23 protein-coding genes are annotated in these 25,658 nt (G+C 58.1%); 10 read left to right on the plus strand and 13 right to left on the minus strand.

The genetic code is table 11. The features are described from left to right. Positions 1–33: 33 nt before the first annotated feature. The 3 genes from AM218_RS15205 to ruvX form a co-directional block, all read right to left on the minus strand. A complete protein-coding gene (locus AM218_RS15205) occupies positions 34–1,005 on the minus strand; it encodes a zinc dependent phospholipase C family protein (RefSeq protein WP_054414787.1) in 972 nt (323 codons plus the stop codon). Positions 1,006–1,169: 164 nt separating this feature from the next. Then, positions 1,170–1,769, minus strand: a complete 600-nt coding sequence (def, locus tag AM218_RS15210; RefSeq protein WP_054414789.1) for a peptide deformylase — start codon at positions 1,767–1,769, stop codon at positions 1,170–1,172. After that, positions 1,766–2,176 carry a Holliday junction resolvase RuvX gene (gene ruvX / locus AM218_RS15215; protein ID WP_054414791.1) on the minus strand — a complete coding sequence of 137 codons (411 nt, stop codon included), beginning with the start codon at positions 2,174–2,176 and terminating at the stop codon, positions 1,766–1,768. Before ruvX ends, def begins: the two co-directional genes overlap by 4 nt. Positions 2,177–2,537: 361 nt before the next feature. Here ruvX and AM218_RS15220 point away from each other — a divergent pair, with 361 nt between their 5' ends. The 3 genes from AM218_RS15220 to AM218_RS15230 all read left to right on the plus strand — a co-directional run bounded on the left by AM218_RS15220 (position 2,538) and on the right by AM218_RS15230 (position 6,212). Then, on the plus strand, positions 2,538–4,226 hold the full coding sequence (locus AM218_RS15220) for a S41 family peptidase (protein WP_054414793.1): 1,689 nt from the start codon (positions 2,538–2,540) through the stop codon (positions 4,224–4,226). A gap of 148 nt (positions 4,227–4,374) precedes the next feature. Then, positions 4,375–5,577, plus strand: coding sequence for a homogentisate 1,2-dioxygenase (locus AM218_RS15225; protein ID WP_054414795.1), 1,203 nt, complete (start codon positions 4,375–4,377; stop codon positions 5,575–5,577). Positions 5,578–5,684: 107 nt separating this feature from the next. After that, on the plus strand, positions 5,685–6,212 hold the full coding sequence (locus AM218_RS15230) for a hypothetical protein (protein WP_054414797.1): 528 nt from the start codon (positions 5,685–5,687) through the stop codon (positions 6,210–6,212). A 74-nt stretch (positions 6,213–6,286) separates the two neighbouring features. On the opposite strand, the gene AM218_RS15235 is transcribed toward AM218_RS15230, so the two are convergent. The 4 genes from AM218_RS15235 to AM218_RS15245 form a co-directional block, all read right to left on the minus strand. Next, positions 6,287–7,843, minus strand: a complete 1,557-nt coding sequence (locus AM218_RS15235) for a hydroxymethylglutaryl-CoA reductase (RefSeq protein ID WP_054414799.1) — start codon at positions 7,841–7,843, stop codon at positions 6,287–6,289. A gap of 85 nt (positions 7,844–7,928) precedes the next feature. Further along, positions 7,929–8,219, minus strand: a complete 291-nt coding sequence (locus tag AM218_RS16955) for an energy transducer TonB (RefSeq protein ID WP_071843813.1) — start codon at positions 8,217–8,219, stop codon at positions 7,929–7,931. Between the two features lie 244 nt (positions 8,220–8,463). Further along, positions 8,464–9,117 (minus strand): energy transducer TonB, encoded by a 654-nt coding sequence (locus tag AM218_RS15240; protein ID WP_054414801.1) that lies wholly within the window; start codon positions 9,115–9,117, stop codon positions 8,464–8,466. 86 nt (positions 9,118–9,203) lie between these two features. Then, the gene (locus tag AM218_RS15245; RefSeq protein WP_197273984.1) at positions 9,204–9,938 is read right to left on the minus strand and encodes a WG repeat-containing protein; all 735 of its coding nucleotides are present in this window, start codon (positions 9,936–9,938) and stop codon (positions 9,204–9,206) included. 258 nt (positions 9,939–10,196) lie between these two features. Here AM218_RS15245 and AM218_RS15250 point away from each other — a divergent pair, with 258 nt between their 5' ends. Together AM218_RS15250 and AM218_RS15255 are read left to right on the plus strand one after the other, a co-directional pair. Beyond that, positions 10,197–11,012, plus strand: a complete 816-nt coding sequence (locus tag AM218_RS15250; RefSeq protein WP_054414805.1) for a phytanoyl-CoA dioxygenase family protein — start codon at positions 10,197–10,199, stop codon at positions 11,010–11,012. A 55-nt stretch (positions 11,013–11,067) separates the two neighbouring features. Further along, the gene (locus AM218_RS15255; protein WP_054414807.1) at positions 11,068–11,877 is read left to right on the plus strand and encodes an SDR family NAD(P)-dependent oxidoreductase; all 810 of its coding nucleotides are present in this window, start codon (positions 11,068–11,070) and stop codon (positions 11,875–11,877) included. Positions 11,878–11,881: 4 nt separating this feature from the next. Here AM218_RS15255 and AM218_RS15260 read toward each other — a convergent pair whose 3' ends face one another. Next, complete coding sequence (locus tag AM218_RS15260) at positions 11,882–12,523, minus strand: phosphatase PAP2-related protein (protein ID WP_054414809.1); 642 nt, start codon at positions 12,521–12,523, stop codon at positions 11,882–11,884. A gap of 105 nt (positions 12,524–12,628) precedes the next feature. Between AM218_RS15260 and AM218_RS15265 the strand changes: the two genes are divergently transcribed. Both AM218_RS15265 and AM218_RS15270 read left to right on the plus strand, forming a co-directional pair. Beyond that, positions 12,629–13,945 carry an amidohydrolase gene (locus AM218_RS15265; protein WP_054415682.1) on the plus strand — a complete coding sequence of 439 codons (1,317 nt, stop codon included), beginning with the start codon at positions 12,629–12,631 and terminating at the stop codon, positions 13,943–13,945. Positions 13,946–13,987: 42 nt separating this feature from the next. Beyond that, positions 13,988–14,911: an ATP-grasp domain-containing protein gene (locus AM218_RS15270; RefSeq protein ID WP_054414814.1), complete on the plus strand. Its 924-nt coding sequence runs from the start codon at positions 13,988–13,990 to the stop codon at positions 14,909–14,911. Here the strand turns inward: AM218_RS15270 and AM218_RS15275 are convergent. Beyond that, positions 14,859–15,626, minus strand: coding sequence for an SDR family oxidoreductase (locus AM218_RS15275; RefSeq protein ID WP_054414816.1), 768 nt, complete (start codon positions 15,624–15,626; stop codon positions 14,859–14,861). The genes AM218_RS15270 and AM218_RS15275 overlap by 53 nt on opposite strands. Before the next feature lie 234 nt (positions 15,627–15,860). Between AM218_RS15275 and AM218_RS15280 the strand changes: the two genes are divergently transcribed. Together AM218_RS15280 and AM218_RS15285 are read left to right on the plus strand one after the other, a co-directional pair. After that, a complete protein-coding gene (locus AM218_RS15280) occupies positions 15,861–18,332 on the plus strand; it encodes a M4 family metallopeptidase (protein ID WP_054414818.1) in 2,472 nt (823 codons plus the stop codon). A gap of 288 nt (positions 18,333–18,620) precedes the next feature. Further along, entirely contained in the window at positions 18,621–20,621 is a 2,001-nt protein-coding gene (locus AM218_RS15285) for a M4 family metallopeptidase (protein WP_054414819.1), read from the plus strand. A gap of 88 nt (positions 20,622–20,709) precedes the next feature. Here AM218_RS15285 and AM218_RS15290 read toward each other — a convergent pair whose 3' ends face one another. Then, positions 20,710–21,456, minus strand: a complete 747-nt coding sequence (locus AM218_RS15290) for a hypothetical protein (protein WP_157547684.1) — start codon at positions 21,454–21,456, stop codon at positions 20,710–20,712. 265 nt (positions 21,457–21,721) lie between these two features. Between AM218_RS15290 and AM218_RS15295 the strand changes: the two genes are divergently transcribed. Continuing rightward, positions 21,722–22,594 (plus strand): alpha/beta hydrolase, encoded by an 873-nt coding sequence (locus AM218_RS15295; protein WP_054414823.1) that lies wholly within the window; start codon positions 21,722–21,724, stop codon positions 22,592–22,594. A 3-nt stretch (positions 22,595–22,597) separates the two neighbouring features. On the opposite strand, the gene AM218_RS15300 is transcribed toward AM218_RS15295, so the two are convergent. From AM218_RS15300 to AM218_RS15310, 3 genes are all read right to left on the minus strand, one after another. Then, positions 22,598–23,311 (minus strand): phospholipase D-like domain-containing protein, encoded by a 714-nt coding sequence (locus AM218_RS15300; protein WP_054414825.1) that lies wholly within the window; start codon positions 23,309–23,311, stop codon positions 22,598–22,600. 26 nt (positions 23,312–23,337) lie between these two features. Further along, positions 23,338–24,546: a hypothetical protein gene (locus tag AM218_RS15305; protein ID WP_054414826.1), complete on the minus strand. Its 1,209-nt coding sequence runs from the start codon at positions 24,544–24,546 to the stop codon at positions 23,338–23,340. Positions 24,547–24,641: 95 nt separating this feature from the next. Next, a complete protein-coding gene (locus tag AM218_RS15310) occupies positions 24,642–25,583 on the minus strand; it encodes a cation diffusion facilitator family transporter (RefSeq protein ID WP_054414828.1) in 942 nt (313 codons plus the stop codon). Between the last annotated feature and the right edge of the window lie 75 nt (positions 25,584–25,658).

Below are 25,658 nucleotides of genomic sequence, written 5' to 3' on the forward strand. Positions count from 1 at the left end.
GATAATGCCTCATGGTTCATTCCTTACTGAAAATCAATCGGTATGGCCCGGGGCGTTGGCCTGGGGCGCAACCTGCAGCTCCTCGCTTTCCTTCGCCAGGCGCTTCTTTTCGGTTTCCGAAGCCACAGTCAGCTTGCTCAGGTCGGGCTGACCGGCATCAACCCAGCAGGTATACCAGAAAGCACCCACCATCCGCACGGCCAGGCGCATTTGCCGCTCCACCTGCCCGTTCAGGCGCTGGTGGTATTCGCGGCTGAATTCGCGGGAGTAAGCCCGCACGGTCTGGTTGCCGCGCTGCTCAAAGGTGTACTTCTTATCCTCGGGAAATTTGGCCGTCACCTCCCGCTCAAACCGCAGCACGGAGTCTACGGCTGCGTTGGAGCGGGTAACAATGCCCCAAATGGCGGGTACCGGCCGCTCAATGTAAGGTGCCGGGCCGGTAAAGAAATCGTAGCCGCTGGCCAGCAGCTCCGGCAGGCGGCTTTCCCACAGGCCATGAATGCCACGCTGGCCCGTAAGCTGGCCGTTGTAGTTGTGGGTGGTGTGCAGGGGCACGCAGGCATCGGCTACGTAATGACCCATATCCGCCGAAACGGCCAGAATCCGGTCGGCGTCGCGCTGGCGGAAAGCTTCCGTGAGGCGGTTTTTCATCACGATGACGTGCCAGGGCACAATGCCGTGCCGCTGCAGGGTATCCTCGCCGTAGCGTGCCACGGCATCGGTGTAGTTGCGCGGCATTTTGTAGGCGGCGCTGTCGCCGTACACATCCAGGTCAATAAAGTGGCGCGGGGCCTCGCCGGCCACCACGGTGCGGCGGGAGTCGGGGCGGGTGGCGTTTTCCGTCAGGTAGTCGATGTTGGCTTTGTAAAAGCCAATCATGCCGGGCGGCAGCGTGTATACCGCCAGGCGGTTGATGGTGCGGTGCCCAAAGAAACCCCAGGCCCGGGGATGGTGGGGCAGCAGCACCAATAAGGCGCCAACAAGAACAGCAAGAACACGCTTCATACAGGAACGACAGGCAAAAGGACAAGAAAGGTACTCCGGCTTTTCGGCTTGGGCAAGCGGCTGACAGCGGGCAGCTTATTTACCGGCCGGTTTATAGCAAAAGCCCCGGCCGCCCATAGAATAGTTCTATAAAGGGGCCGGGGCTTTTGTGGTAACGCCGGAGCCTAGCGCCGGCCCTGCCCCGCGAATTTCATGCGGTAGTCGGCATTCACATCTCCCTTGCTGATGCGGGCGAGTTTGCCGCGCAGCAGCTGCTTTTTCAGGCCGGTTACATAGTCTGTAAACAGCACGCCTTCCAGGTGGTCGTACTCGTGTTGAATCACGCGGGCCGTCATGCCGGAAAAGGTTTCCTCGTGCAGCTGGCGGTTTTCATCCTCGTAGCGCAGCACAATGGTTTCGTGGCGGTACACCATTTCGCGCACGCCGGGAATGCTCAGGCAGCCTTCTTCAAAGCCCCATTCCTCGCCGGTTTCGCTTACCATCACGGGGTTAATGAAAGCCCGCTTAATGCCCTGCTCGGCGTTGGGCAAAGGCTCGCCGGTTTCCTCGTCCTCATCGTCTACCATCGGAGCTGAATCGATAACGAACAGGCGGATGCTTTTGCCAATCTGGGGGGCGGCCAGGCCTACGCCGTGGGCGTAGTACATGGTGTCGTACATATCACCAATGAGCTTTTTAAGCTCTTCAGCGGAGAAATCAGCGGGTATGTCTTTGGCACGGGCTTTTAAAACCGGGTCGCCGAAAGCAACGATGGGATAAATCATCGGGATTCAAGAAAGGATTGCAGAATAATGGTGGCGCTGACGCGGTCCACGGTGGCTTTGTCGCGCCGGTCTTTTTTGGAGAGGCCGCCTGCCAGCATGGCCGCGTGGGCCATGCGGGTAGTAAACCGCTCGTCTATCTCATGCACTGGCACCTCCGGAAATTCCCGGCGCAGGCTGCGCACCATGCCCACTACAGCGCTGGTGGCGTCGGTAGCTTCGTTGAGCAGCGTACGCGGCATGCCTATTACCAGCGCCGACAGCGGGTCACGCTGGTGATAAGCTTTCAGGTAAGTCAGCAAATCCTTGCTGTGCACCGTCTCCAGCGGGGTAGCAATCATCTGCAGCGGGTCCGTGACGGCCAGCCCTACGCGCTTGTTGCCGTAGTCAATAGCAAGAATGCGACCCATGGACAGAGAAATCAGCTAGCAAGAGAATAGCTCCAAAACCGAAGCCAACGCACAAAGATACGATGCTTGCCGCAACCCTTTCCGCCTAATTGCCAGACATATTGCGGCGCGGCTCAGAGCTATAAGCTAGCCGGCCTTCTTTCCATATTCATAACCTGCGGGCCTATTTGGTGGCAGAATAAGCCGGTGCTATCGGCCGAAAAGCCAGCTGTATGGGGTTAAAAGACGGGTTTATTTAAGTTAATCAGATATTTAATTGAACTATAGGCATAAGATAAGCCAATATTCTTGCTGAGATACAATTTCACGGAAATGTTTTACTAGATTTGGTTATCCCCGCTTTTGAGTTTTCTGGTACTGCATGGCTAAAACCTCTACTCCTGACTATGTGCGCGACGCAGCGCCAGTATCTGCGGGACGTTCGGGCTGGCAGCGGTGGCGGCAGCCGGCGCTGCTGAGTCTGGCGCTGGGCTGCGGTATTCTGCTGGGAGCCAATCGGTTTCAGCCTTCGCAGCAAAACCCCGAAGGCACGGTGCGCGGCTACCTCAAGTTCAAGGAAATCCTGAGCTATGTAGACCGCGACTACGTGGACTCCGTGGATGTGGAGGCCCTGTCGGACTACGCCATTGTCCGCATGCTGGAGCGCCTGGACCCGCACTCTACCTTCATTCCGGCCCGCGACCAGGCCAAAGCCGCCGCTTTTCTGCAGAGCGACTACGATGGGATTGGGGTAGAATTCAACGTGTTCCGGGATACCGTAACCGTGGTGGCGCCCCTGAGCGGCGGCCCCGCCGACCAGGCCGGCCTGCAGCCCGGCGACCGTATTCTGGCGGTGAATACCCAGCCGGTAGCCGGCCGGCACATCACCATGGAGCAGATGTTTGACCGGCTGCGTGGCCCGCGCGGCAGTGCCGTGCAGCTACTGGTGCAGCGCCGCGCCCAGGCGCGGCCGTTGTCGTTCAGCATCGTTCGCAACCGTATTCCGAATACCTCCGTGGATGTGGCCTACTTGGTGGATAACCAAACCGGCTACATTAAAGTAAGCCGCTTTGCCAGCGGTACTTACGACGAGTTTAAGCAGGCCCTCGACGACCTGCGCCGCCAGGGCATGGAGCGCCTGGTGCTTGACCTGCGCGGCAACCCCGGCGGCTACCTGGACCGCGCCACCAAGCTGGCCGATGAGTTTATTGCCGGCACCCGCAAGCTGGTGTATACCGATGGCAAAGGCGACCAGTACGATACCCAGACCTATTCCCGCATTGCCGGCGAGTTTGAGCAGGGCCCGCTGGTGGTGCTCATTGATGAAGGCAGCGCCTCGGCCGCCGAAGTGGTAGCCGGCGCCCTGCAGGACCACGACCGCGCCCTGCTGGTTGGCCGTCGCACCTTTGGCAAAGGCCTGGTGCAGCAGCCTATTGCCCTGAACGATGGCTCGGAGCTGCGCCTCACCATTGCCCGCTACTACACGCCCTCGGGCCGGTGCATTCAGAAATCGTACGCCCACGGCACGGCCGCCTATGCGCAGGACCTGCGCGAGCGGCAGCGCCGGGGCGAGTTCCTGCACGCCGACAGCATTCATTTCTCCGACTCCCTGCGCTACCGCACCAGTCGGGGCCGGCGGGTGTACGGGGGCGGGGGCATCATGCCCGATGTGTTTGTGCCGCGCGATACCACCGTGTTTTCCGGCTACTACACCCGTCTGCAGGGGCTGAATCTAATCCGCGAATATGCCCTCAACTTCTACCAGGGGCACAAAGCCGAGCTGGACGATCTGCGCTTCGAACAATTTAACGCCACCTTCCGCGTTAGTGATATACAGTTGCGCGCCCTGGCCGAGCGGGCCCGGAAGGAAGGCGTAGCCGTGGATGAAGATGCCCTGCGGAACTCCTCTGCCCTGCTGCGCTGCCAGATTAAGGCGCACATAGCCCGGAGCGCCTACGGTAAAACGGCCTTCTACACGGTGCTGAACGAGCAGGATGCGGAGTTTCAGCAGGCCCTGCACGCCGTGGAAGACGGCCGCGCTCTGCTGGCACAGGGCATATCAATGGAATAACGGCCGGCCCTGCTGGCGTTTTTGACGGACTCGTCGGGCAAAAGCACGGCGGGTCCGTGTTTTTTAGGGGCTGTTGCGCCGGGCGCGGCCCAAGGCATTTTTTGTACCTTCACCGCTCTGGTTTCCACCCTTACCCACCCGTCTCCCCATGGCTTATTATCACCGTCTTGGTCAGATTCCGCATAAGCGCCACACCCAGTTCCGGCAGCCCGATGGCACCCTTTACCACGAGCAGCTGGTAGGCACCCTGGGCTTCAGCGGCGTGTCGTCGTTGCTGTACCACATCCACCCGCCCACCCAGATTAAGGCCGTGGGCGAGCCGGTGCCGTATTCGCCCCAGCTACTGAAAGACCGCGCCCTGCAGCCCAGCCACCTGCGCACGCTCAGCCAGACCACCACCGGCGGCGACTACCTGCAGGCCCGCCAGATGCTGATTGGCAACGCCGATGTGATGATGAGCATCTGCAACCCCACGGAGCGCCGGATGCAGTACTACTATAAGAATGCCCTGGCCGATGAAGTGGTGTTTGTGCACGAAGGCAGCGGTGAGCTGTGGAGCCAGCTGGGCAAAGTCTCCTTCAGCCCCGGCGACTACATCGTTATTCCGCGCACCATCATTCATCAGTTTCACTTTGAGGAAGGGCCGGTGCGGCTGCTTATTATTGAGTCGTTCAGCCCCGTGGAAACCTGCCGCCGCTACCGAAACCACTTCGGGCAGCTGCTGGAGCACTCGCCCTACTGTGAGCGGGATATGCGCCCGCCCACGGAGCTGGTACTAGAGAAAGAGCCCGGCGAATACCTGGTGCAGGTAAAGAAGGAAGGCTTTCTGCATCAGCTGACGTATGCGCACTCGCCGTTTGATGTGGTGGGCTGGGACGGATTTTTCTTTCCCTATGCCTTCAGTATACATGACTTTGAGCCGATAACCGGCCGCATTCACCAGCCGCCACCCGTGCACCAGACGTTTGAGGCGCACAACTTCGTCATCTGCTCGTTTGTGCCGCGCTTGTTCGACTACCACCCCCTGAGTATTCCCGCGCCCTATAACCACTCCAACGTGGACTCCGATGAGGTGCTGTACTACGTGGCCGGCAACTTCATGTCGCGCAAGGGGGTAGATCTGGCCTCGTTTACGGTGCACCCCAGCGGCCTGCCGCACGGGCCGCACCCGGGCACGGTAGAGGCCAGCATCGGCAAGAAAGAAACCCACGAGCTGGCCGTGATGGTGGACACGTTCCGCCCGCTGTACCTCACGGAAACGGCTCTGCAGTATGTGGATGAGAAATACCCCATGAGCTGGAATCCTGATTTTGTACACGAAGCGCCCCGCGCCGCCGATATGATGGACTAAGCCAAGGTTGGTCTGATTTCTGCTAAGAAAATGCTCGGAACAGGCCCTTTTGGCCAACCACCGCCCATATGGTTTCCGTATGGGCGGTTGTCTTTTAATTTAGCTCCATGAAAAAAATCCTGCTTTTCGCTCCCCTCGTTCTGCTCTTAGCCACCGTAGCCTGTAAGAAAGTAGACCAGCTGCTGACCTTCTATATCGAAGACACGCAGAATATTCAGATTTCCAGCTCCTTCCCGCTGGGGCAGTTTGTGCCGCTCTCGCCGGTTACTGTCAATACCAAATCAGAGGAGAGCTTCAAGAACAACAAAACCGAGGCCGGGCTGGTGAAGGATGTCAGCCTGAATAAGCTCACGCTCACCATCACCGACCCTAACTCCGAGAACTTCGACTTCCTGAAGCGCATTGAAATCTACATCAGCGCCAAGGATCAGCCGGAAATCAAGCTGGCTTCCCTGGACAAGGTGCCCCTGGGCGTAAAAAGCATTGATCTGGTATCGTCGGGCGCCAAGCTCGACAACTATATCAAAGCTGAAATTTACACGCTGACCACCAAAGCCGAGATTCAGAAACCTATTTCCGAAGACATTACGGTACGCGCGGACTCCCGCTTTAAGGTAACTGCCGACCCGCTGTAAGTCGCTTGACAAGTCATAAAAAAGAGCCCCGCTTCGTGAAGAAGCGGGGCTCTTTTTATGACTTGATTCCTCGTTTACCGGTTGCGCCCGTACTGCTCATGGCTGCTCACCCAATCGGAGCTGCTGATGGCGGCCCCCAGGCTCAGCTCGCCGGCCAGCACCACGCCGGCCACTATTTCGGCAAACTTGTTCACGGTACCGCGGCCCACGCAGTTCAGCATGCGCAGGCACTCGTTCTGCGTAGCCAGCCCCGTGCCGCCGCCGTGGGTAGCCACAATAAGCGAGGGAATGGTGATGCTGATGTACAAGTCGCCCTCGGGGGTTAACTCCGAATACAGAATGCCCGCCGAGGATTCTGAGACGTTGGCTACGTCCTGCCCGGTGGCAATAAACATGGCCGTAATGCCATTGGCGGAGTGCGCACCGTTGTTGTTGGCGCCGGAGAGAAAGGCCCCCACGTTGCTCACCTGCCCGTGGTAGGCCAGCTGCTCGGGCGTTACGCGCATGCGCTGCTGCAGAATGTCGCGCTTAATCACGCACTCGGCCACCACACGTTTGCCCCGGGTGCGCATCACATTAATCTGGGATGCTTTTTTGTCGGTGGCGAAGTTCGATTCCAGGTAGAAGTTCCGGATAGGGGAGCCTTTATAGTGGTCCAGAATCCAGGAGCAGGCTGCAAAGGTGGCCCGGCCCACCATATTCTGGCCCGCCGCGTCGCCGGTGCTGAAATTGAAGCGCAGGAAGGCAAACTTGTTGGAGAGGTAGGTATCGATGTACTGCAGCTTGGCCACGTGGGAGGTGCTTTCCGCTTCGGGCCGGATCAAGTTGATGTTTTCCTCTATCCAGCGGCCGAAGTCCCGTGCACCGCGGGCATCATCAAACACAAACACCGGGGCCCGCTGCATGGCGTCGCCGATAACGGTGCATTTGGCGCCGCCGCAGAGGTTCAGCAATTGCATGCCGCGGTTGTAGCTGGCTACCAGGGTGCCCTCGGTCGTGGCTAAGGGTATTAGGAATTCGCCCTGGGCATGCTCGCCGTTTACGCGCAGGGGCCCGGCGAGGCCCACCGGAATCTGGGCTACGCCCGTGAAATGCTCACAATTGCCGTGCAGGTCGTGGGCATCAAAGGAGTAGTGCTTCAGGTGCTTGAATTGCTGGCCGGTAAACTCCTCGGCAAAGCGCTGCCGGGCCTGAATAGCGGCGTCGGAATAGTCATCGTCGCTCTGGCGCGGAATGCGGGTGCGGTTATCGGGCAGGTTCATGATGGCATCTTCCACCTCCACGTGCAGCGGCCCGAAGGGGTCGGCGGAAAATTGCACCTGCACGGCGTGCATGCCTTCGGGCAGGGGAGGGGTTTCCAGCAGAAATATTAGGCTGTGGCCCACTGGAAACTCAATGCTCAGGCCATCCGGACCTAACCCCGTGGCCGGGCGTACATCGCCATTGCCCAGATCCAGACTGATGTGCTCGGGGAGAATCTTAGTGTCGCCAATCTGCACGTGGTCGATACCGGTGAGGTGCACGGTATCGAGGCGGTTTTTGATGCTGAAAGCCACGCCGTTGGGCGTATTGTGCAGGCTGCCGCGCGTGTACAGCAGCTTCAGCAGCATGGGACTGGGGGTGAAGAGCATAGTAGTGGGAGCGGGCGTAAGGTTGGATTCTGAGCGGGTAAAATAGGAAGGTTTGGGCGAAGCGCCTAATACGGTTTACGTGCGTTCAATGCTGCGGCAATGAGGTGCTATTCCCCTGAAATGAAACAGGGATAGTTAGAATAGATTCTACCGCCACGCCATTAGCTGTGCGGGCAGGATCAAAACGACCATCAAGCAACTGAACTGCTCTAATCACTTCTGCATCCAGTAGTGGATGTAAAGAGTTGATCAACCTGATATCCTTTACTCTGCCTTGTATATCAACACGAAAAACAGCAAAGACTCTACCTGTAATGGTAGTAGGGGCGGCCTTGGGCCACTGATAATTTTTACTGATAAAGGTGTGCATGGCCATTGCTCCACCTGATCTAAAGTAGGGTCTATCTCCGCCGAAGCACTGGTCGAATGTGATAGGACTACTCGCAGTCCTTGTCATACTTAAGCCCGTTGTATCTGGCTTGCTTGATAGGGGAGTAGGAATAGAAAATGGAGTTATTTTCTTACTCTGAGCTTTTATTAAAGTATTCTTCGAACATATCAACCCCAGCAATAAAATTGACAGCCACGGACTACTATACCTGAGGCGATAGGCGCACATATTACTTACGCTGAAAGAAAACAGGTACGGTATAATTGACATCCACTGGCCTGCCTTGCTGCAGGCCCGGTGACCACGGGCCCATCTGCCGTACAACCCGCACGGCTTCTGCATTTAATAGCGGCTCCAGACCTTTTATCACCTTTATATCGGTCACCTGCCCGTTTTTCATAATCGTAAAACTGACGAATACCTTTCCGTTAGCCTTTGCCTCAGCAGGGTAGTGTGTATTAGTCATCAGGTATTTACGTAGCCCATCGGTGCCACCCTGGGTGTAAGTAGGCCATATTTCTGCCACCATGCCGAATACCTGAGGCGTGGAGGAAGTGGGGGAAGGTTTAGGATTTTTTACCTGCGCTACTGCCTCGCTGGCCGATAATCCCAAACCGCAAACCAGCACCAAGGCCAGCAGGAACCGTTGCAAGCTAGGCCGCAGCTGAAAGGGTGCTAATTGCTCCTGCCGGAACCGCCCACATACCCGGCCATCAGAAGTGGCGTGGAAAGCACTTGCCAGGTCGGCTCGCCGGGCTTGGGTAAAATCAATAACAACCCGGTTGCAGGTTGCGCAATGATGGCCCTGTTCTACCGGAGACATGTCCTGCCAGTTTTCGTAGCAGGTTTGCAAGCGCACATTTAGGAGGGGTAAGTCCAGCATAGCGTGAGAATAGAATAATGCCCCGGCTCTGGAAGTTACTACTTTCCAGAGCCGGGGCATTACACCAGCTAATGATAGGTGCTACGTTACTCGAAATACTCCTTACCGGTACTATCAATATAGCCCACGCGCCCGTCCGGGGTTTCTACCCGAGCCACCCCCCCCACAAACGGCTCGGCGGCGCGGTATTTGGGCTTTACCAGCAAGTGGCCATCGGCATCCAGGTAGCCCAACAGGCCGGCCTGCTGCACAATAGGATAGCTATAATCGTTGGCCGCGGTGACTTTAATAGACTCGTAGATGACGGGCAGTACTACCTTGCCTTTGCGGTTGATGGCACCCCATTGGCTGCCCTGCCGCACAAACAATAGCCCCCGGTAGTCTTCCAGTATCTCGTCGTAGATGGCGGGTACCGTGGTGCTGCCCACCGTAAAACGAAAGCCCAGTTTGCCCGCTTTCCGCACAATATCACCCAGGGAAAGGTATTCTACCTCCGGGGCTGGCGTTTCAGAGATGGGCAGGCGTTTGCCGGCCACATCAATAGCAAAGGTTTCGCCGTTCAATTCTACGGTAGCACGGCCCCGGGTAAAATTAGACGCTTTGGTGAAGTGCGTGGGCGTAACGGCGTAGCCACTACCATCAATATAGCCATAAAGGCCCGCTACGCGCACCCAGGCCAGTTCCTCTACAAAAGGGCCGGCTTCATCGTAGCGCAGCGGAAGAATCAGGCGCCGGTTACGGTCTGTATAGCCCCATTTCTCCCCTTGCCGAAAAGGAATCAACTCCCCGCTGCTCCACTCCCCGGCTGGGGTAAAGGCCACTAAGCCAAAGCTAAATAAAGCAACAAACAACCATTTCTTCATACTACGCAAAAAGCCGGAAGCTAGTCAGAATCACAAAGATACAATGGTATCGCAAACTGCAAGCCTCTTGGTAGAGTTCATTTTGCTGATGATGGCCGCCGACCAGGCGGCCTTGCCGCGCCTGTTAATTTATACTCTTGTTCAGGCAATAAGAGGAGGCCTTTTTGTGTATCTTCATTCTACTCTATCTGCTATCCTTATCTGCTTCCCATTACCATGATAGCCAGCCTCCTATATCCCCGGTTTGTGCTTGGAAATAGCCTTACCGCGGAGCAGCAGATATTCTTTAACCAATACGGATTTCTGCACTTTCAGGGATTTGCCTCCCCCGCCACCGTGCAGGAGCTGCTGGGGGCCATGGCAGGTCTGCAGCAGCAATGGCTGGCGCAGCGGGTGCAAAAAATAAACGGGGTGCCCATTAAGTTTGGGAAGGATATCGATGGCTCCCCTCTCATTCAGCGGTTTGCCTTTGCCTCCCAGCACCACCCGGTATTACATCGTTTTCTGCAGGATGCGCGCTTTCAGGCCCTGTTTCCGCTACTGGAAGCACCGGGGGCGCGGATAGGTGAAAACGAAAAGAATGGCTTGGTCATCAACCACTACCTGAATGTGCCGGGCAGTGAGTTTGCCCAGATGGGGTGGCACACCGATTCTTTGCGGGACGTTTTCTATGGGCGGCGCATTGGCCCCATGCTGAACGTAGGCGTGCACCTGGATGCTACGCCCGCAAGCAATGGCGGCCTGCGCCTGCTGCCCGGTACGCACCGGCAGAGCCTGCGCAACCTCCTGTTCCGCAAGCAATACTTTAAAGACGTGGCACCCGACCCCGACGAAGTAGCCGTGGAAACCCAGGCCGGCGACTTAACCGTGCACGATGGCCGCATGTGGCACCGCATGGCCCGCTCCCCCGTGGTTGGGGAAGGCTCCCGCCGCCGCGTGATGTATGTGCCCATTGTTGCGGGCCGCTACGAGCCCCGGCGGGAGAATAGCGCTACGCCGTTCTACCTTCGGTTTCTGCACCTGGTAAAATAAGCCCTGCCACCGGCGGCAGGCAGCCGGTGGTGGTTCATTCTTATCTGGCATTCTGATGGTTTCTTCCTCCCCTGCTCCCCGGCCTTACGCACTGATAACGGGGGCCTCGCGCGGCATCGGCCGCTCCCTGGCGCTGGGTCTGGCCCGGCGGGGCTATAACCTGTTACTCACGGCCCGCTCCGCCGAGCTGCTGAACGAGCTGGTGCAGCACGTGTGCAGTAAATACGGCGTGCAGGCCCATGCTTTACCCCTGGATCTGGCCGAGCCAAACGCCGTTGGCCAGCTGGCCGAGTGGGCTACCGGGCTGGCCCCGGACCTGTCCGTTGTAATGAATAATGCCGGCTATGGGCTCTGGGGCAAGTTTGAAGAGTTGCCGCTGGCCACCCAACTCAATATGCTGCAACTGAATATGCAGGTGCCTGTGACACTGACGCACCTGCTGCTGCCCACCCTGCACAAAGCACAGCGCGCCTATATTCTGAACGTGGCGAGTACCGCCGCCTATCAGGCGGTGCCCACCCTCACGCTGTACGCTGCCAGCAAGGCCTTTCTGGTTTCGTTTTCCCGGGGGCTGCGCTACGAGCTACGCGCCAGTAACATCTCGGTAACCTGCCTCAGCCCCGGCTCCACCGATACCAACTTCGCCGACCGGGCCGGCATGAACAAAGCCATGCAGCAAACGGCCGCCAAATTCTCCATGACGGCCGACCAGGTAGCACACGCAGCTATTACGGCCCTGTTTGCCGGCCAGGCCGAGGTGATACCCGGAGCGCTTAACCGCCTTTCGGCGGGTCTTACCAGGGTGGTACCGAAGGATCTGACTGAAAAAATTGCGGCGGGCATTTATGAAAAGTATCTGCCCTAGCCGGTTAAATACCGGCGTAGCGGGTAATGCGGCAGGCCAGCCAATAGCAGCCCCCGGCAAAAAATGGAGCGGCTACTACATCGTAGGTGTAATGCACGTGCTGAATGAGCACCAGCAGCCCAACCAGGGCGCTGCCGGCCAGCAGGGCGTAGCGGCGCCAGCCCGCGGGCACGCAGCAGGCCAGCAAAAACAGCGTGGCCGTATGCCCGGAAAAAAACAGGTCATGGGTAATGGGTGTAGGGGCGGCGTAAAACAGCCGGTCTACCAGCGGGTCGTGGAGCAGGCGCAGCTGCAGGGGTGGGGCCAGAGGCACCAGAAGCAGGGTAAGTAAGCGGCAAACCTGCAGCAGCCAGTATGCCCACAGGGCCCGCAGCAGGCGGGCCGGCCGGGGCAGCAAATACACCAGGGCCGCCCCAATTCCCAGATATATGGTGCCAAACGTAAGCCCCGATACATCATAAGCCGGCAGCCAGGTCAGGAAGGGGTCGGGCAGCCGGATGCCGGGGCGGGCCTGCAGGAAGGCAAAGAAGCGCGGTAGCAGAGAAGCAAGCCCTACCAACAGCGCCCCCACCGCCAGCAGGCTGCCGCGAAACCGTGGCCGTAGCCAGGCCGCCGGCCAGCGCAGGAAGGAAGAATCAGATACCATAGGCGGGCCGAAAGAAATGATAGCTAAAAATAGATTATACCGGGCGTTTGGGCGATACCCGCAGACGGCTCTATCTTGAGTGCTCATTTGTTTTTTGCTCCGCTCATGAAGTCTTCCATTTTCCTGCTTACTGCTGCTCTGGTTGCAGGAAGCGCTGCGCTGGCTCCGGCTACGGCGCAAAATGCCGCCCGTGCGGCGCGCATTGCTACGTTGTCAAATGATACCGAGCAGGAAGTTATTGGCTGGCGCCGCGACCTGCACGAGCACCCGGAGCTGGGAAATCAGGAAAACCGGACCGCGGCCCTGGTAGCTGAGCAGCTCAAAAAGATGGGTATTGAAGTGCAAACGGGCGTAGCGCGCACCGGCGTGGTAGGCATACTGCGCGGTGGCAAGCCCGGCCGCGTGGTGGCCCTGCGGGCCGATATGGATGCCCTGCCCGTGACGGAAGCCAACAATCTGCCTTTTGCCTCCAAAGCCACCGCCACCTACAACGGCCAGCAAGTAGGCGTGATGCACGCCTGCGGCCACGATACCCACGTAGCCATGCTGCTGGGAGCCGCCGAGGTGCTCAGTAAAATGCGGAAAGACCTGCCGGGTACCGTCAAGTTTATCTTTCAGCCGGCCGAGGAAGGCTCCCTGCCCGGCGAGGAAGGCGGCGCCCGCCTGATGGTGAAAGAAGGCGTACTGACTAACCCCACCGTAGATGCCATTTTCGGGGTGCACATCAATGCCCAAACGGAAGTAGGCACCCTGAAGTACCGCCCCGAGGGCACCATGGCCAGCTCCGATGTCTTCAAGATTACGGTGAAGGGCAAGTCGGCGCACGGGGCGTATCCCTGGCTGAGCATAGATCCGGTGGTTACCGCCGCCCAGATTATTACCGGCCTGCAAACTATCATCAGCCGGCAAACAGAGCTGACGGAAGATGCCGCTGTGCTCACGGTGGGCATGGTGCACGGGGGCGTGCGCAACAACATTATTCCCGAACAGGTAGAGCTGACCGGCACCATCCGCACGCTGAATAAAGACATGCAGCAGAAAATTTGGGCGGCCGTGCGGCGCACAGCTACCAACATTGCGGAAAGCGTCGGGGCCACGGCCGAGGTAGAAATTGAGAATTATGCGCCCGTTACGTTCAACAATCCGCGCCTGATGGAGCAAATGCTGCCTTCGCTGCGGCAGGTAGCCGGCCCGCAGCACGTGGTACTGCAGAAGGCCGTAACCGGCGCCGAGGACTTTGCCTTTTATCAGGAAAAAATACCCGGCCTGTTTGTGTTTGTGGGCGGCATGCCCAAAGGGAAAAAGCCCGCTGAAACCGCGCCCCACCATACCCCGGGCTTCTTTATTGATGAAAGCGGCTTCACGCTGGGCGTAAAAACCCTGGCTACGCTGGCTTCCGATTATCTCAACGCCAAAAAATAGCCCGCCCTGCGCTGTAGCGGCCCCTTTTACCTAGAATAGCCCATGCATCTTGCTTTAGTAACCTGCGCCAGCAAAGCGCAATATGCCGCCGATACGGTAGAGGACGAAGACGTACTGCTGGAGCGCGACCTGCGCGCCCGCGGCCACCAGGTAAGCGTGGTGGTCTGGTCCGATGAAACCGTAGCTTGGGGCCAGTATGATGCCGTGGTGCTGAAGTCACCGTGGGACTACTTTGACCGGGTGGCTGAGTTTTATCAATGGCTGAACCGCCTGGAGGCTGAGGGCATTCCGCTGCTCAACCCCGTGGCCACCGTGCGCTGGAACGCTGATAAGCGGTACTTGCTGGAAATGCAGGAGGCCGGCGTGCCCATTGTACCCACCCGCTGGCTGGCGCGCGGCACGCAGTTTCAACCCGCCGCGCTGTTTGCCGGGCTGCAAACAGAACAGCTAATCGTGAAGCCGGCCGTGAGCGGTGGCGCCAAAAACACCTTCTCGCTTACCCCGGCCCAGGCTGCGGAGCAGGCCGCGCAGATAACTGCGCTGCTGGCCGACGGGGATTTCCTGGCCCAACCCTTCCTGCCCGAGATTCAGACCGGCGGCGAATGGTCCCTGGTTTACCTGGGAGGCAGCTTCAGCCATTGCGTGCTGAAGCTGCCCAAGTCCGGCGACTTCCGCGTGCAGCACTACCTGGGCGGAAGCATTGCCCCCACGCCACCGCCCGCCGCCGTGCAGCAGGCCGCCGATGCCATTATGCAGCGCTTTGCGGCCGGCTGCCTATATGCCCGCGTAGATGGCGTGGTGGTGAACGGCGAATTCCTGCTGATGGAGCTGGAGCTGATTGAGCCCTTCCTGTACCTGGATTCCGCGCCCGGTTCTTGGGCGCGCTACGAGCAGGCGTTGGTGGAGCTGGCGGCTAAAAGCCATTCACCACAAATCCCCCATCCACACTCAGGCACTGCCCGGTAATGTAGCTGGCGGCCGGCAGGCAGAGGAAAGCCACGGCCGCCGCTACTTCGGCGGGCTCACCAATGCGCTTCATGGGTGTGCGGTCCAGCACCTGCTGCAGATACTCCGGGTTGCTGAGCACGCCGGCGGCCAGCGGCGTATGAATGTACCAGGGCGCCACCGCGTTTACCCGAATGTCATCGGGTGCCCACTCCACCGCCAGGTTGCGGGTAAGCTGCAGCATAGCGGCTTTCGTCATGCCGTAAATGGCCCCGGTGCGCAGGTGCGTGAGCCCGGCCACCGAGGAAACGTTTACAATGCTGGCCCCCGCCGTTTCCCGCAGCAAAGGATACAGTTCCTGGCACATTCCAAATACCGATTCCAGATTGGTGGCCATCAGGTATTGATATTCCTCAGGGCTGTAAGCCGCGGTGGGCTTCCGGATGTTGGTGCCCACATTATTCACCAGAATACCACAGGGTAATTGTAAGTCGGCTACTGCCTGCCGCACCTGCGTGTGCCCGGCGGCCGTGCTTACATCGGCGGCAATACCGTGCGCGGCCAGGCCCTGCGCCTGCCAGGCCTGTACCTGCTGCTGCAGGGCCTCCGGCTGGCGGGCTACGGCCAGCACCGTAGCGCCCAGCTGCAATAATTCTTCCGCAATGGCTGCGCCAATGCCTTTGGAGGCTCCCGTAACTACGGCAACGTTTTTATCTAATTTCCAGCGAGTAATCATAGCGCGCAAAGAACGGGAATAGCGGAGATAAATGGCGCTGGCCCGCTACCCGAACCGGTGGCGGGTCGGGTAAATTATTAATATAAAATTCAAATAATACAAAATATAGAATTTGAAAATATAGCGTGTTAAAATAAAATTTTATCAAAAAAATGGATTGAACATACAGGATATTGCAAAAATAACTAGTTTGGCCAACCATTATGCAAAAAGCCACCTCTCTTGGCTTCGCAAATGGCCCTCTCTTTTTTCACTACCCCAACCAAACCCTTTATGGAAAAGAAGTACCCGGCAGTTGTGCTGCTGGTACTGGGTGGCATGCTCTGCATGCCTGCCCAGGCCCAAAATTATGCGCGTGTTAAGCAGCGTATTTCCTCCGCGGATGGTCAGCCTGAGATGATCAGCTTTAATGCTGGTCGGGGCTACAAGCTGGCGGAAGCTCAGCAGATGTTCCGTGAGCAGCTGGCCCTCTCGAAAGAAGAGGCGCTGGTACGCAGCCAGGCAGATAAAGATGAGCTTGGTTTCCTGAACGAGCGTTATCAGCAGTATTACAAAGGCATTAAAGTTGAAAATGGTGTTTATCTGCTGCACGCCCGTCAGGGAGAGGTAGAAGCCATCAACGGTAAGTTGGAGCGCCTTGGTAAAATCAGCACCACGCCTTCCCTGAACGAAGAGCAGGCCCTAGGCCGTGCCCTCTCATTCGTAAGCGCCAAGAAGTACATGTGGCAGGACGATGCCAGCTACAAGCCCAAGGGCGAGCTGGTGATTGTACGCAACACCCTGAGTAAAAATACTGCCGGCAAAGCTACCCTGGCTTACAAATTTGATGTTTACGCCCAGCAGCCCGTGAGCCGCGCCTACATTTATGTAGATGCGCAGTCGGGTGAGGTGATTTCCAAGAACGACATCATCAAGCACACGGCCGCCACGGCTTCTTTCGCTACCGCTTACAGTGGTACCCGCTCGCTGGCTGATGACTACACCGGTGCTACGTACCGCCTGCGCGAAGTAACCCGCGGCCTGGGTATCGAAACCTATAACTGCAAAAAAGGCAGCAGCTACACCGCGGCCGTTGACTTCACCGATGCTGACAACAGCTGGACGGAGTACAACAACGCCAACTTCGACAACGTAGCCGGCGATGCGCACTTTGGTGCCCAGGCTACCTACGACTACTGGAAGAACGTACACGGCCGTAACTCCTACGACAACGCCGGCGCTAAAATCAAGAGCTATGTGCACTTTGATGATACCCCCGGTGATGGTGTAGGCTACGAAAACGCCTACTGGAACGGCTCGGTCATGACCTACGGCGACGGCGCTACCCGCTTCCGTCCCCTGACCTCGCTGGACGTATGCGGCCACGAAATTGGCCACGCCGTGTGCGAGAAAACCGCCAACCTGGTGTACTCCAACGAGTCTGGCGCCATGAACGAAGGCTTCTCTGATATCTGGGGTGCCAGCGTGGAAGCTTACGCAGTTGCCAGCCTGGGCGCTACGTCCGGTGGTGCCAGAGCTAAATCTACCTGGCTGATTGGCGAGGAAATCGACAAGCAGCAGGCCGCTCTGCGTTCTATGAGCGACCCGAACTCGCTGGGTCAGCCCGCTTACTACAAAGGCCTGAAGTGGTACACCGGTACTGCCGACAACGGCGGTGTGCACACCAACTCAGGGGTACTGAACTACTGGTTCTATCTGATTGCCCAGGGCAAAACCGGCACCAACGAAAAAGGCCTGTCCTTCTCGGTATCGGCTTTGGGCATCACCACGGCCGCTAAAATTGCTTACCGCGCTGAGAGTGTATACCTCACGTCATCGTCTACCTACGCTTCGGCTCGTACTTACACCATCAAAGCCGCACAGGATCTGTACGGTGTAGGTTCTACCCAGGAGCAGGCAGTAACCAATGCCTGGTATGCCGTAGGGGTGGGCGCCGCCTACAGCGGTGGTACCACGCCTCCACCCACCACCGTTACGTATTGCGCCTCCAAGGGCACCAGCGTAGCTTATGAGTGGATTGACTATGTACAGCTGGGCTCCATCACCCGTACTTCCTCCAAGGATGCCGGCTACTACAATGGCACGGCTCTGAGCACAACAGTTGCGGCCGGCTCTTCGCAGACGCTGACCATCAGCGGTGGCTTCGCCTCTACGGTGTACACCGAGTACTGGGGTATTTATGTTGACTGGAACCAGGATGGTGACTTCATCGATGCCGGTGAAAAAGTAGATGGTGGCTCGGCTGCCAGCAGCGGCAACCTGACCAGCACCTTCACCGTGCCTACCACGGCTAAATCGGGCACAACCCGTATGCGCATTGTGATGAGCGACAACTCGGCTACTACCAGCTGCGGCTCTTACAGCTACGGCGAAACCGAAGACTACTCGCTGAACATCACCGGCGGTACGTTGGCTGCCACGCCAGTGGCCGGCCTGACGACCATCACCGGCGACAAGCTGAGCAAATCGGCCGCCCGTGGTCTGGAAGTATTCCCGAACCCGGCTTCGGAGTCGCTGCGCCTAGCCCTGCCCGGCGGTGCTAAAGCTACCAACGTGAAAGTAGTAGACCTGCGCGGCGCGGCCGTAGCCGGTGTCCGCTACGATGGCAACGGTGAGCTGAACATCAGCAACCTGGCTAAAGGCATGTATGTGGTAACGGTGAGCGACGGTCAGAAGACCTTCCACCAGCGTTTCGTAAAGCAATAGTCTCCACCGGAGAGTAATGCTAAGTAAAAAGGCCCGGCGCATGCGCCGGGCCTTTTTCATTTTAAGTGCGCTTAAGGCAAGGATGCCACTAGGTGCATTGCCCGGCCTGTTGATTGTTGATTTTTGAATAAAAGGAATGCTTCTATAAAAATTTCGATGGATTTTAATGGAATTTTAATGAACCTATTAAAACAATATCTAAATTGATGAGCCAACTATCAGTATGCCTCTCTTAAGAGCACTGTACTTCGCTTAAAATCTTTTTTTCATCACCCCAACCCCATTTGTATGCAAAAAAAGTACTCGGTAGCTACCCTTCTTATGCTGGGCGGCTTGCTTTCATTTTCGGCCCAGGCCCAGGATTATTCACGCGTAAAGCAGCGTATTACTTCGGAAGATGGTCAACCGGAGCTGATTAGTTTCCGGGCCGGCCGGTCTTACAAAATGAGTGATGCCCAGCAGATGTTCCGCGAGCAGCTGGCTCTCTCCAAAGAAGAATCATTGGTACGCACCCAGTCTGGCCAGGATGACCTGGGCATGGTGAATGAGCGCTACCAGCAGTATTACAAAGGCATCAAAGTTGAAAATGGTGCTTACCTGCTGCACGCCCGCCAGGGAGATGTGCAGCTGATTAATGGCCGCCTGGTGCGGGGCATGGAGCAAGTAAAAACGACTCCTTCCCTGAGCGAAGAGCAGGCCCTCAGCCGCGCTATGTCTTTTGTAGGCGCCAGCAAGTTCATGTGGCAGGATGCCGAGGAAGAAGCCTTCCTCAAAAAAACCAGCAAAGATGCCGCCGCCAGCTACAAGCCCAAGGGCGAGCTGGTGATTGTGCGCAACACGCTGGGCAAAGGCGCTGCCGCCGGCAAAGCCACCCTGGCCTACAAGTTTGATGTGTATGCCCAGGCTCCTGTAAGCCGCGCCTTCCTGTATGTGGATGCGCAGTCGGGCGAGGTGATTTCCAAGAACGATATCATCAAGCACGCCGGTGCTACCGCTACCTTTGCTACCGCCTACAGCGGTACCCGCTCGTTTGCTGATGAAACCGCTACTGGCGGCTATCGTCTGCGGGAGCTGACCCGTGGCCTGGGTATCGAAACCTACAATATGAAGAAGGGCCAGCAGTATAGCCGCGCCGTCGACTTCATTGATGCTGACAACAACTGGACGGCAGCTGAATACAATAATGCCAACTTCGATAACGTAGCCGGCGACGCGCACTTCGGTGCGCAGGCCACTTACGACTACTGGAAGAACGTACACGGCCGTAACTCCTTCGATAACGCCGGTGCTAAAATCAAGAGCTACGTGCACTACGGCCGCAGCTACGAAAATGCGTACTGGAACGGCTCCGTGATGACCTACGGCGACGGCGCTACCCGTTTCCGCCCGCTGACCGCCATGGACGTGTGCGGCCACGAAATCGGCCACGCCGTGTGCGAGAAAACCGCCAACCTGGTGTACTCCAACGAATCGGGCGCCATGAACGAAGGCTTCTCTGATATCTGGGGTGCCTGCGTAGAAGCTTACGCTGTTTCGAACCTGGGTGCTACCTCTTCCGGCGCAAAGGCCAAGTCTACCTGGCTGATTGGCGAGGAGATTGACAAGCAGCAGGCCGCTCTGCGCTCTATGAGCGACCCGAACTCGCTGGGTCAGCCCGCTTACTACAAAGGTTTGAAGTGGTACACCGGTACCTCCGATAACGGCGGTGTACACACCAACTCAGGTGTATTGAACTACTGGTTCTACCTGATTGCTGATGGCAAAACCGGCACCAATGAAAAAGGCCAGTCATTCTCAGTAACGGGTCTGGGCATGGATGCGGCCGGCAAAATTGCCTTCCGCGCTGAAAGCGTATACCTGACGGCTTCCTCTACCTACGCCAACGCCCGCACCGCCAGCATTCAGGCTGCGCAGGATTTGTATGGCGTTGGTTCCGTACAGGAGCAGTCGGTAACCAATGCTTGGTATGCCGTAGGAGTAGGCTCGGCCGCAGTAGCCAACGTGGCTGCTCCTGCAGGCACTACTGCTATCAACACCGGCTTCACGGTAAACAAAGCAAAAGGCGTTGATGTGTTCCCGGTTCCGGCTACCAACGAGCTGACGGTGTCCCTGCGCGGTGCAGGTACCCTGAGCAACGTGCGCGTAATCGATATGCGCGGTGCTACCGTAACCTCGGCCCGCTACAAGGGAGATGGTGTCCTGGACATCAGCACCCTAGCTAAAGGCCTGTACATGGTATCAGCCAGCGACGGGGAGCAAACCTTCCACCAGCGTTTCGTGAAAGAATAGTTTCGACTGTTTCTTCCTGAATAAAAAAGGCCCGTTGCATCAGCAGCGGGCCTTTTTGTTATTGGGCGTCTGGTTACGAAGGATGATTTTAGGGGCGAAGGGCATATTCCAGTTTTAGCTCCAACAGACCGTAGCCATCATTGTGCTGGGCATTGCCGCTATGGATGGTGCTCACATCATCCAGCTGATCGGTAGACGTGAAAAAATAGGTGGCTTCCGTGGTAACGTTCACGCGCCGGGAAGCCCGCACGGTAAGGCCCAGCCCCACCGGCGCGATGAAAGCCACTGCTGGGTAGTCGTTGCGCTCGGGGCTGATGAAGGTGGTGCCATTATCCGGACGAGTAGTGCCTTCATAGGCTTCGGGGCTATAGAGCAGGCCGCCTACGCCCAGCCGCAGATACGGTTTCAGCACCGCCGGGCTACCGTGGGAATCGGCAAACTCGCCGTTGTCGCGCAGCAGGCCCAGGCGGACCTGGGCAATGAGTGAAGCATTGCGCCCGCGGAAGGCCAGGTTATTAAACTCGCCGCGGGAAGCCAGCCGGTCTTTCGCCCCAATTTGAAAGCCGGAGAATTCGGCCCCAACCTGCAGGCCCGGGTGCCACATATACAGCACCCCGATGCTGCCGGCCGGCCCGATAAAATTCTGGGACAGGCCGCCCAGGTCACCATTGTAAAAGGCCACGCCACCGCCGGCTGTAAACCGCACCGGGCCCCGGTAGTAGGGGCGGGCCTGGGCATTATAATGGCGCTTGCTATGCCCCGGACTTTGGGCATACGTGGCCGAAATGGGCAAAAGAATGCAGAAAGAGCTAAGAAGCAACAGGGAAATTCTCACGGGCAAAAGGCAAGGGTACTGGCCCGGCATACGCCAGCCGGGCGCTGGTCGTTGCCCAACGTTGGGAGCCGCGGCTTTATTGGCTGGGGCTTAGGGTGGATGGGCACGCCCAAAAACCCGGCTTCCGGCCAACCCAGCGGCCGCTTTATCCCGCCTGGCAAACGGGCTGGCGGGCTCAGCAGCAAACCGTACTGTTGGCCCCGTACGTACAGGCTTACACACTTGCTATTGCCGCGCCCCTCTACCGGGGGCTTTTGCCTCTTCTATGGTTGTTTCTTATTCTCGCCTTCGGGCGGTTAGTGCCTGTCTGATTTTGCTGCTGACCAGCTTTTTAACCAACTCCTGCGCCAGCTTCCGCACCCAGGATATTCCCTATGTAGCTTCCGCCGCCGCGGATTTCGATGCCACCCATCAGCAGCTGGATGTGTATGCTCCCCGGAAAAAGCAGCCGGCCGGGCAGCCCGTGGTGGTGTTTATCCATGGGGGTAACTGGAACAGTGGGAGCAAAAGCCAGTACGGTTTTATTGGGCGCGAGCTGGCCCGGCAAGGCATGGTAGCCGTCATCGTAGACTACCGCCTCTCGCCGGCGGTACAGGTGCCGGCCATGGCCGCCGACTGTGCCCGGGCCGTGCAGTGGACGGTAGCGCACATTGCCGAATACGGCGGCGACCCTAACCGCATTTTCCTGATGGGGCACTCCGCCGGCGGCGGACTGGCCGCTCTGTTGGCTACCGATAATACGCTGTTCACGCAGCTGGGCTTACCGGCAAACCCGGTGCGCGGCGCCGTGCTGAACGACCCCGCCGGGCTGGATATGTATGACTACCTGAAAAAGATGCAATACCCCGGCGACAGGCAATATCTGACATCGTTTGGGAAGAATCCGGAAGGGTGGCGGCAGGTATCTGCCATGCACCACGTAACGGCAGCCAGCCCGCCTTTCCTGCTGTTTGTGGGCGGCCAAACTTATCCCTCCATTCTGCACAGTAGTGAGGCTTTCCGGCAGCGACTGCAGGCTTTGGGCCAGAAGCCCGGCTATACCCTGCAGCCGGGCAAAAACCACATTCCCATGGTGCTGCAGCTGTTCTGGCACAACAACATTATTTACCGGCAGCTCCGCCCTTTCGTGGGTTTGTAAGGCCTACTGACTCTGGTAAGCTCCCAGGGTAGACCATAGCCGCTCAAACTCTGCCAAGTAGCGCCGCACAATGGTGATGTCCGCCGTAATAAGCAGGTTTTCATGGTTATAGAGCGCGGCCGAGCGCGTCCAGTTATAGCTGCCGGTCAGCACTGCCCGGCCATCGGCTACGGCAAACTTGTGGTGCATGTGGTTAGTAGTATTATCCACATGAATGTCCACACCGGCGGCGTGTAGCTGGCGCACATCGGAGCCCCGGTCAAAGAGCTTATCGTTGTCGGTGAGCAGGCGGAGCTGCACGCCGCGCCGGTGGGCTGCCAGCAGCTCATCGGTTATCCGGTCATCGGAGATGGTAAACACGCATACTTCCAGCCGCTGCCTGGCCCCTTTGATAAAGCGCTGAATTGCGCCTACACAGTCATCATCCGGGCTAAAATATACTTCAGAATGGATGCTGGGGGCTTCTGCCGGCGGCATCAGCAAGGCATTGGCTGCCTCCAGCCACTCAATAGCAGCTTTATCCGGTAAGGTGTTAAACCGCTCCCGTACAGCTGAAAACAGCTGGTGCCGAAACTCTTCCAGGGCCTCGCCCTGCGGGCCGTGGGCGGCCAGCTGTGCCCGCAGGCGCTGGGCCTCTTCCGAAGAGAGAGTGTTATCGGCAAAGGACCGGTGAAACAGCGTGAGCAGATCAGCGGACGAAGACGGGAGAGAGGACATAAGCAAAAGTAACGAGGCGCCAGGGCCTAGGCCATAGTAAATTCAGATTTCGGAAGATCAGCCATCTGAAGTTCCGGTGCCAGAATTTGCTGAGACTCCAGCAGGGCGGCCGCATACGGCTCGTGCAGAATGCGGCGGGGTGGGCCATCGGGGCACAGCTCGGCGTCCCAGAGACCGGAACGATGCCATTCCCGCTCGGGGAAGTCCCAGTCGGGCCGGTCCAGCAGAGGGTAGATGCACACGCCCCACAGCGGTACGCCCTGCCGGAGAGCCTCAGCGCATTCCTCGGCTACCATCCGGATCCAGTGGGGGCGGTCCAGGCCGGGGTGGCTGGTTTCGGAGAGTACCAGGGGCCGCCCGTAGCGGGCGTAGGCCTGGCCCAGCAGATAATGGAGGGGGCGCCAGCGCGGGTCGTAGGGCTCATTTACCCAGCCCAGCCGCTGGTTGGTGTGCGAGTCCCACTGGTTATCATAGTAAAAGTTAAGGCCCAGTACGTCCAGGTATTCTGGCCGGCCGCCCAGCTCGGGGCACATGCGGCCCGTGAGCATATCCATGGCCTGGTACTGCGACTCATGTATTTCCCGGGCCCGACGCAGTTCCTGGCGTGTGGCGTTCAGGGGAGGTACCACATTTACCAGTGGCTCGGTGGTCAGAATCCGGATAGTCGGGTCAGCTTCCCGCAGGGCCGCTACGCCTTCAATGTAGGCGCGCATCAGCCCGTACTTTACTTCCCAGCCCTGCCCCACGCAATAAGGCGAGGTGCCGCGCGCATCGCCGCCCAGCCAGGACATAAAGCTTACTTCGTTAATAGGCGTTACGATCAGCTCGCCCTCGGGGCGCACGCTGCGGTAGAAAGCCACAAAGGCCCGGCACAGGTGGGCAAAGCGCCGCGCAAACAAGGGATGGAGCGGGGTGAGGTCGTCGGGGTAGCCGAAGTGGCACAGGTCCCACACCTGCTGAACATCCTGGTGGCGGCCGGCTTCAAGCAGGTGCTGCACGGTGCTCCAGTCGTAGGTGTACGGGGTTTTTTCTACCTGGCTCCAGCGGATGCCCTCGCGCACGGTGCGAATGCCGAACGGGGCCAGCTGCTGGTAGTCTTCGTTGATCAGCTGTAAATGGCCGGTGGTAGCCAGGAAGTCGACGCGGTGCCCGAAGGCGTTGAGCTGGTCGGTGCATTCGTACCCGCCCATCCAGAATGATTGAAACGGGCTGGTAGCAAACGTAGAAACAGACATAGCTTTACTCTAGGTGAACAGAAGCGCCGCGCCAGTAAAGTCGCGGGCATTAGTGACTATTTACCGGGAAAGAAGCCAGAAGGTTAAACCCAATCCTATTTCAGGACCTGCCGCCCCCGGGCCGATACGGCTTTGGCTTCCACAAAAATGCGCTTCACGTATGGGTACTGCGCCTTAATGGCATCCTGTAGCTGGTCAATGGCCTCTTCTACTTCCTCGGCGGTCAGATCATTCCGGAACTCCACATCCAGGGCCATCATTATATCCTGCGGCCCCAGGTACATGGTCAGGGGAGGAGCAATGTGCTCTATATAGGGTTGGCTGCGGGCAATCACCTGCATGCCCTCCAGGGTTTCCGCATCCACCCCTTCACCTACCAGCAAGCCTTTGGTGCGGCTTACCAGGAATACGGCCACCAGCATCAGCAGCAGCCCAATGGCAATAGAGGCAGCGCCGTCCAGATAGGGGTTGTTGAACTGATGCCCTAAATACACGCCGGCCAGCGCAAACACCAGGCCCAGCAGGGCGGCCAGGTTTTCCATCACAGAGGCAAATACTGCCGGGTCTTTGCTCTGGCGCAGCATAGTCCAGAAGCCGGTGTTGCTGCCGTTGGCACCGGCCTTTAAGGCCTTTACCGCCAGCCAGCAGGCCCAGCCCTCAAAGCCGATAGCTACGCCCAGCACAACGTAGTTCCAGAGCGGATCGGTGAGGGGCTCGGGGTGCTCAATGTGCTTAATGCCTTCATAGAAAGACATGCCGCCACCAATGGCAAAGATCAGTACGGCTACAATCAACCCCCAGAAATACAGCTCTTTGGAGCGCCCGAAGGGGTGGCGCGCATCAGCGGGTTTCTGACTCTGGCTTACCCCATAGAGCAATAGTATGGCGTTGCCACTATCTACCAGCGAGTGAATGCCCTCCGAGAGCATGGCCGAGCTGCGGGTGAAGTAGGCCGCCACGAATTTGCTGAGCGCAATGCCAATATTTGCAATTAACCCCCCGTAAAGGGCTGTTTTGGAGGAATTTGGGTTTGCCATGAAAGCTGAGGTTGAAGTAGAGCCTTACGCAGGGAGTGGAAGCAGGGTTGAAAAGCGGATACAGACGCGGCTTCC

The sequence above is a fragment of the Hymenobacter sp. DG25A genome, assembly GCF_001280305.1.
In the GTDB taxonomy this organism is placed as follows: domain Bacteria; phylum Bacteroidota; class Bacteroidia; order Cytophagales; family Hymenobacteraceae; genus Hymenobacter.

Coding starts and splice junctions, on each gene's coding strand:
- AM218_RS15205 (WP_054414787.1), bottom strand. CDS start 1,005: ATGAAGCGTGTTCTTGCTGTTCTTGTTGGCGCCTTATTGGTGCTGCTG.
- def (WP_054414789.1), bottom strand. CDS start 1,769: ATGATTTATCCCATCGTTGCTTTCGGCGACCCGGTTTTAAAAGCCCGT.
- ruvX (WP_054414791.1), bottom strand. CDS start 2,176: ATGGGTCGCATTCTTGCTATTGACTACGGCAACAAGCGCGTAGGGCTG.
- AM218_RS15220 (WP_054414793.1), top strand. CDS start 2,538: ATGGCTAAAACCTCTACTCCTGACTATGTGCGCGACGCAGCGCCAGTA.
- AM218_RS15225 (WP_054414795.1), top strand. CDS start 4,375: ATGGCTTATTATCACCGTCTTGGTCAGATTCCGCATAAGCGCCACACC.
- AM218_RS15230 (WP_054414797.1), top strand. CDS start 5,685: ATGAAAAAAATCCTGCTTTTCGCTCCCCTCGTTCTGCTCTTAGCCACC.
- AM218_RS15235 (WP_054414799.1), bottom strand. CDS start 7,843: ATGCTCTTCACCCCCAGTCCCATGCTGCTGAAGCTGCTGTACACGCGC.
- AM218_RS16955 (WP_071843813.1), bottom strand. CDS start 8,219: ATGGCCATGCACACCTTTATCAGTAAAAATTATCAGTGGCCCAAGGCC.
- AM218_RS15240 (WP_054414801.1), bottom strand. CDS start 9,117: ATGCTGGACTTACCCCTCCTAAATGTGCGCTTGCAAACCTGCTACGAA.
- AM218_RS15250 (WP_054414805.1), top strand. CDS start 10,197: ATGATAGCCAGCCTCCTATATCCCCGGTTTGTGCTTGGAAATAGCCTT.
- AM218_RS15255 (WP_054414807.1), top strand. CDS start 11,068: ATGGTTTCTTCCTCCCCTGCTCCCCGGCCTTACGCACTGATAACGGGG.
- AM218_RS15260 (WP_054414809.1), bottom strand. CDS start 12,523: ATGGTATCTGATTCTTCCTTCCTGCGCTGGCCGGCGGCCTGGCTACGG.
- AM218_RS15265 (WP_054415682.1), top strand. CDS start 12,629: ATGAAGTCTTCCATTTTCCTGCTTACTGCTGCTCTGGTTGCAGGAAGC.
- AM218_RS15270 (WP_054414814.1), top strand. CDS start 13,988: ATGCATCTTGCTTTAGTAACCTGCGCCAGCAAAGCGCAATATGCCGCC.
- AM218_RS15275 (WP_054414816.1), bottom strand. CDS start 15,626: ATGATTACTCGCTGGAAATTAGATAAAAACGTTGCCGTAGTTACGGGA.
- AM218_RS15280 (WP_054414818.1), top strand. CDS start 15,861: ATGGCCCTCTCTTTTTTCACTACCCCAACCAAACCCTTTATGGAAAAG.
- AM218_RS15285 (WP_054414819.1), top strand. CDS start 18,621: ATGCAAAAAAAGTACTCGGTAGCTACCCTTCTTATGCTGGGCGGCTTG.
- AM218_RS15295 (WP_054414823.1), top strand. CDS start 21,722: ATGGTTGTTTCTTATTCTCGCCTTCGGGCGGTTAGTGCCTGTCTGATT.
- AM218_RS15300 (WP_054414825.1), bottom strand. CDS start 23,311: ATGTCCTCTCTCCCGTCTTCGTCCGCTGATCTGCTCACGCTGTTTCAC.
- AM218_RS15305 (WP_054414826.1), bottom strand. CDS start 24,546: ATGTCTGTTTCTACGTTTGCTACCAGCCCGTTTCAATCATTCTGGATG.
- AM218_RS15310 (WP_054414828.1), bottom strand. CDS start 25,583: ATGGCAAACCCAAATTCCTCCAAAACAGCCCTTTACGGGGGGTTAATT.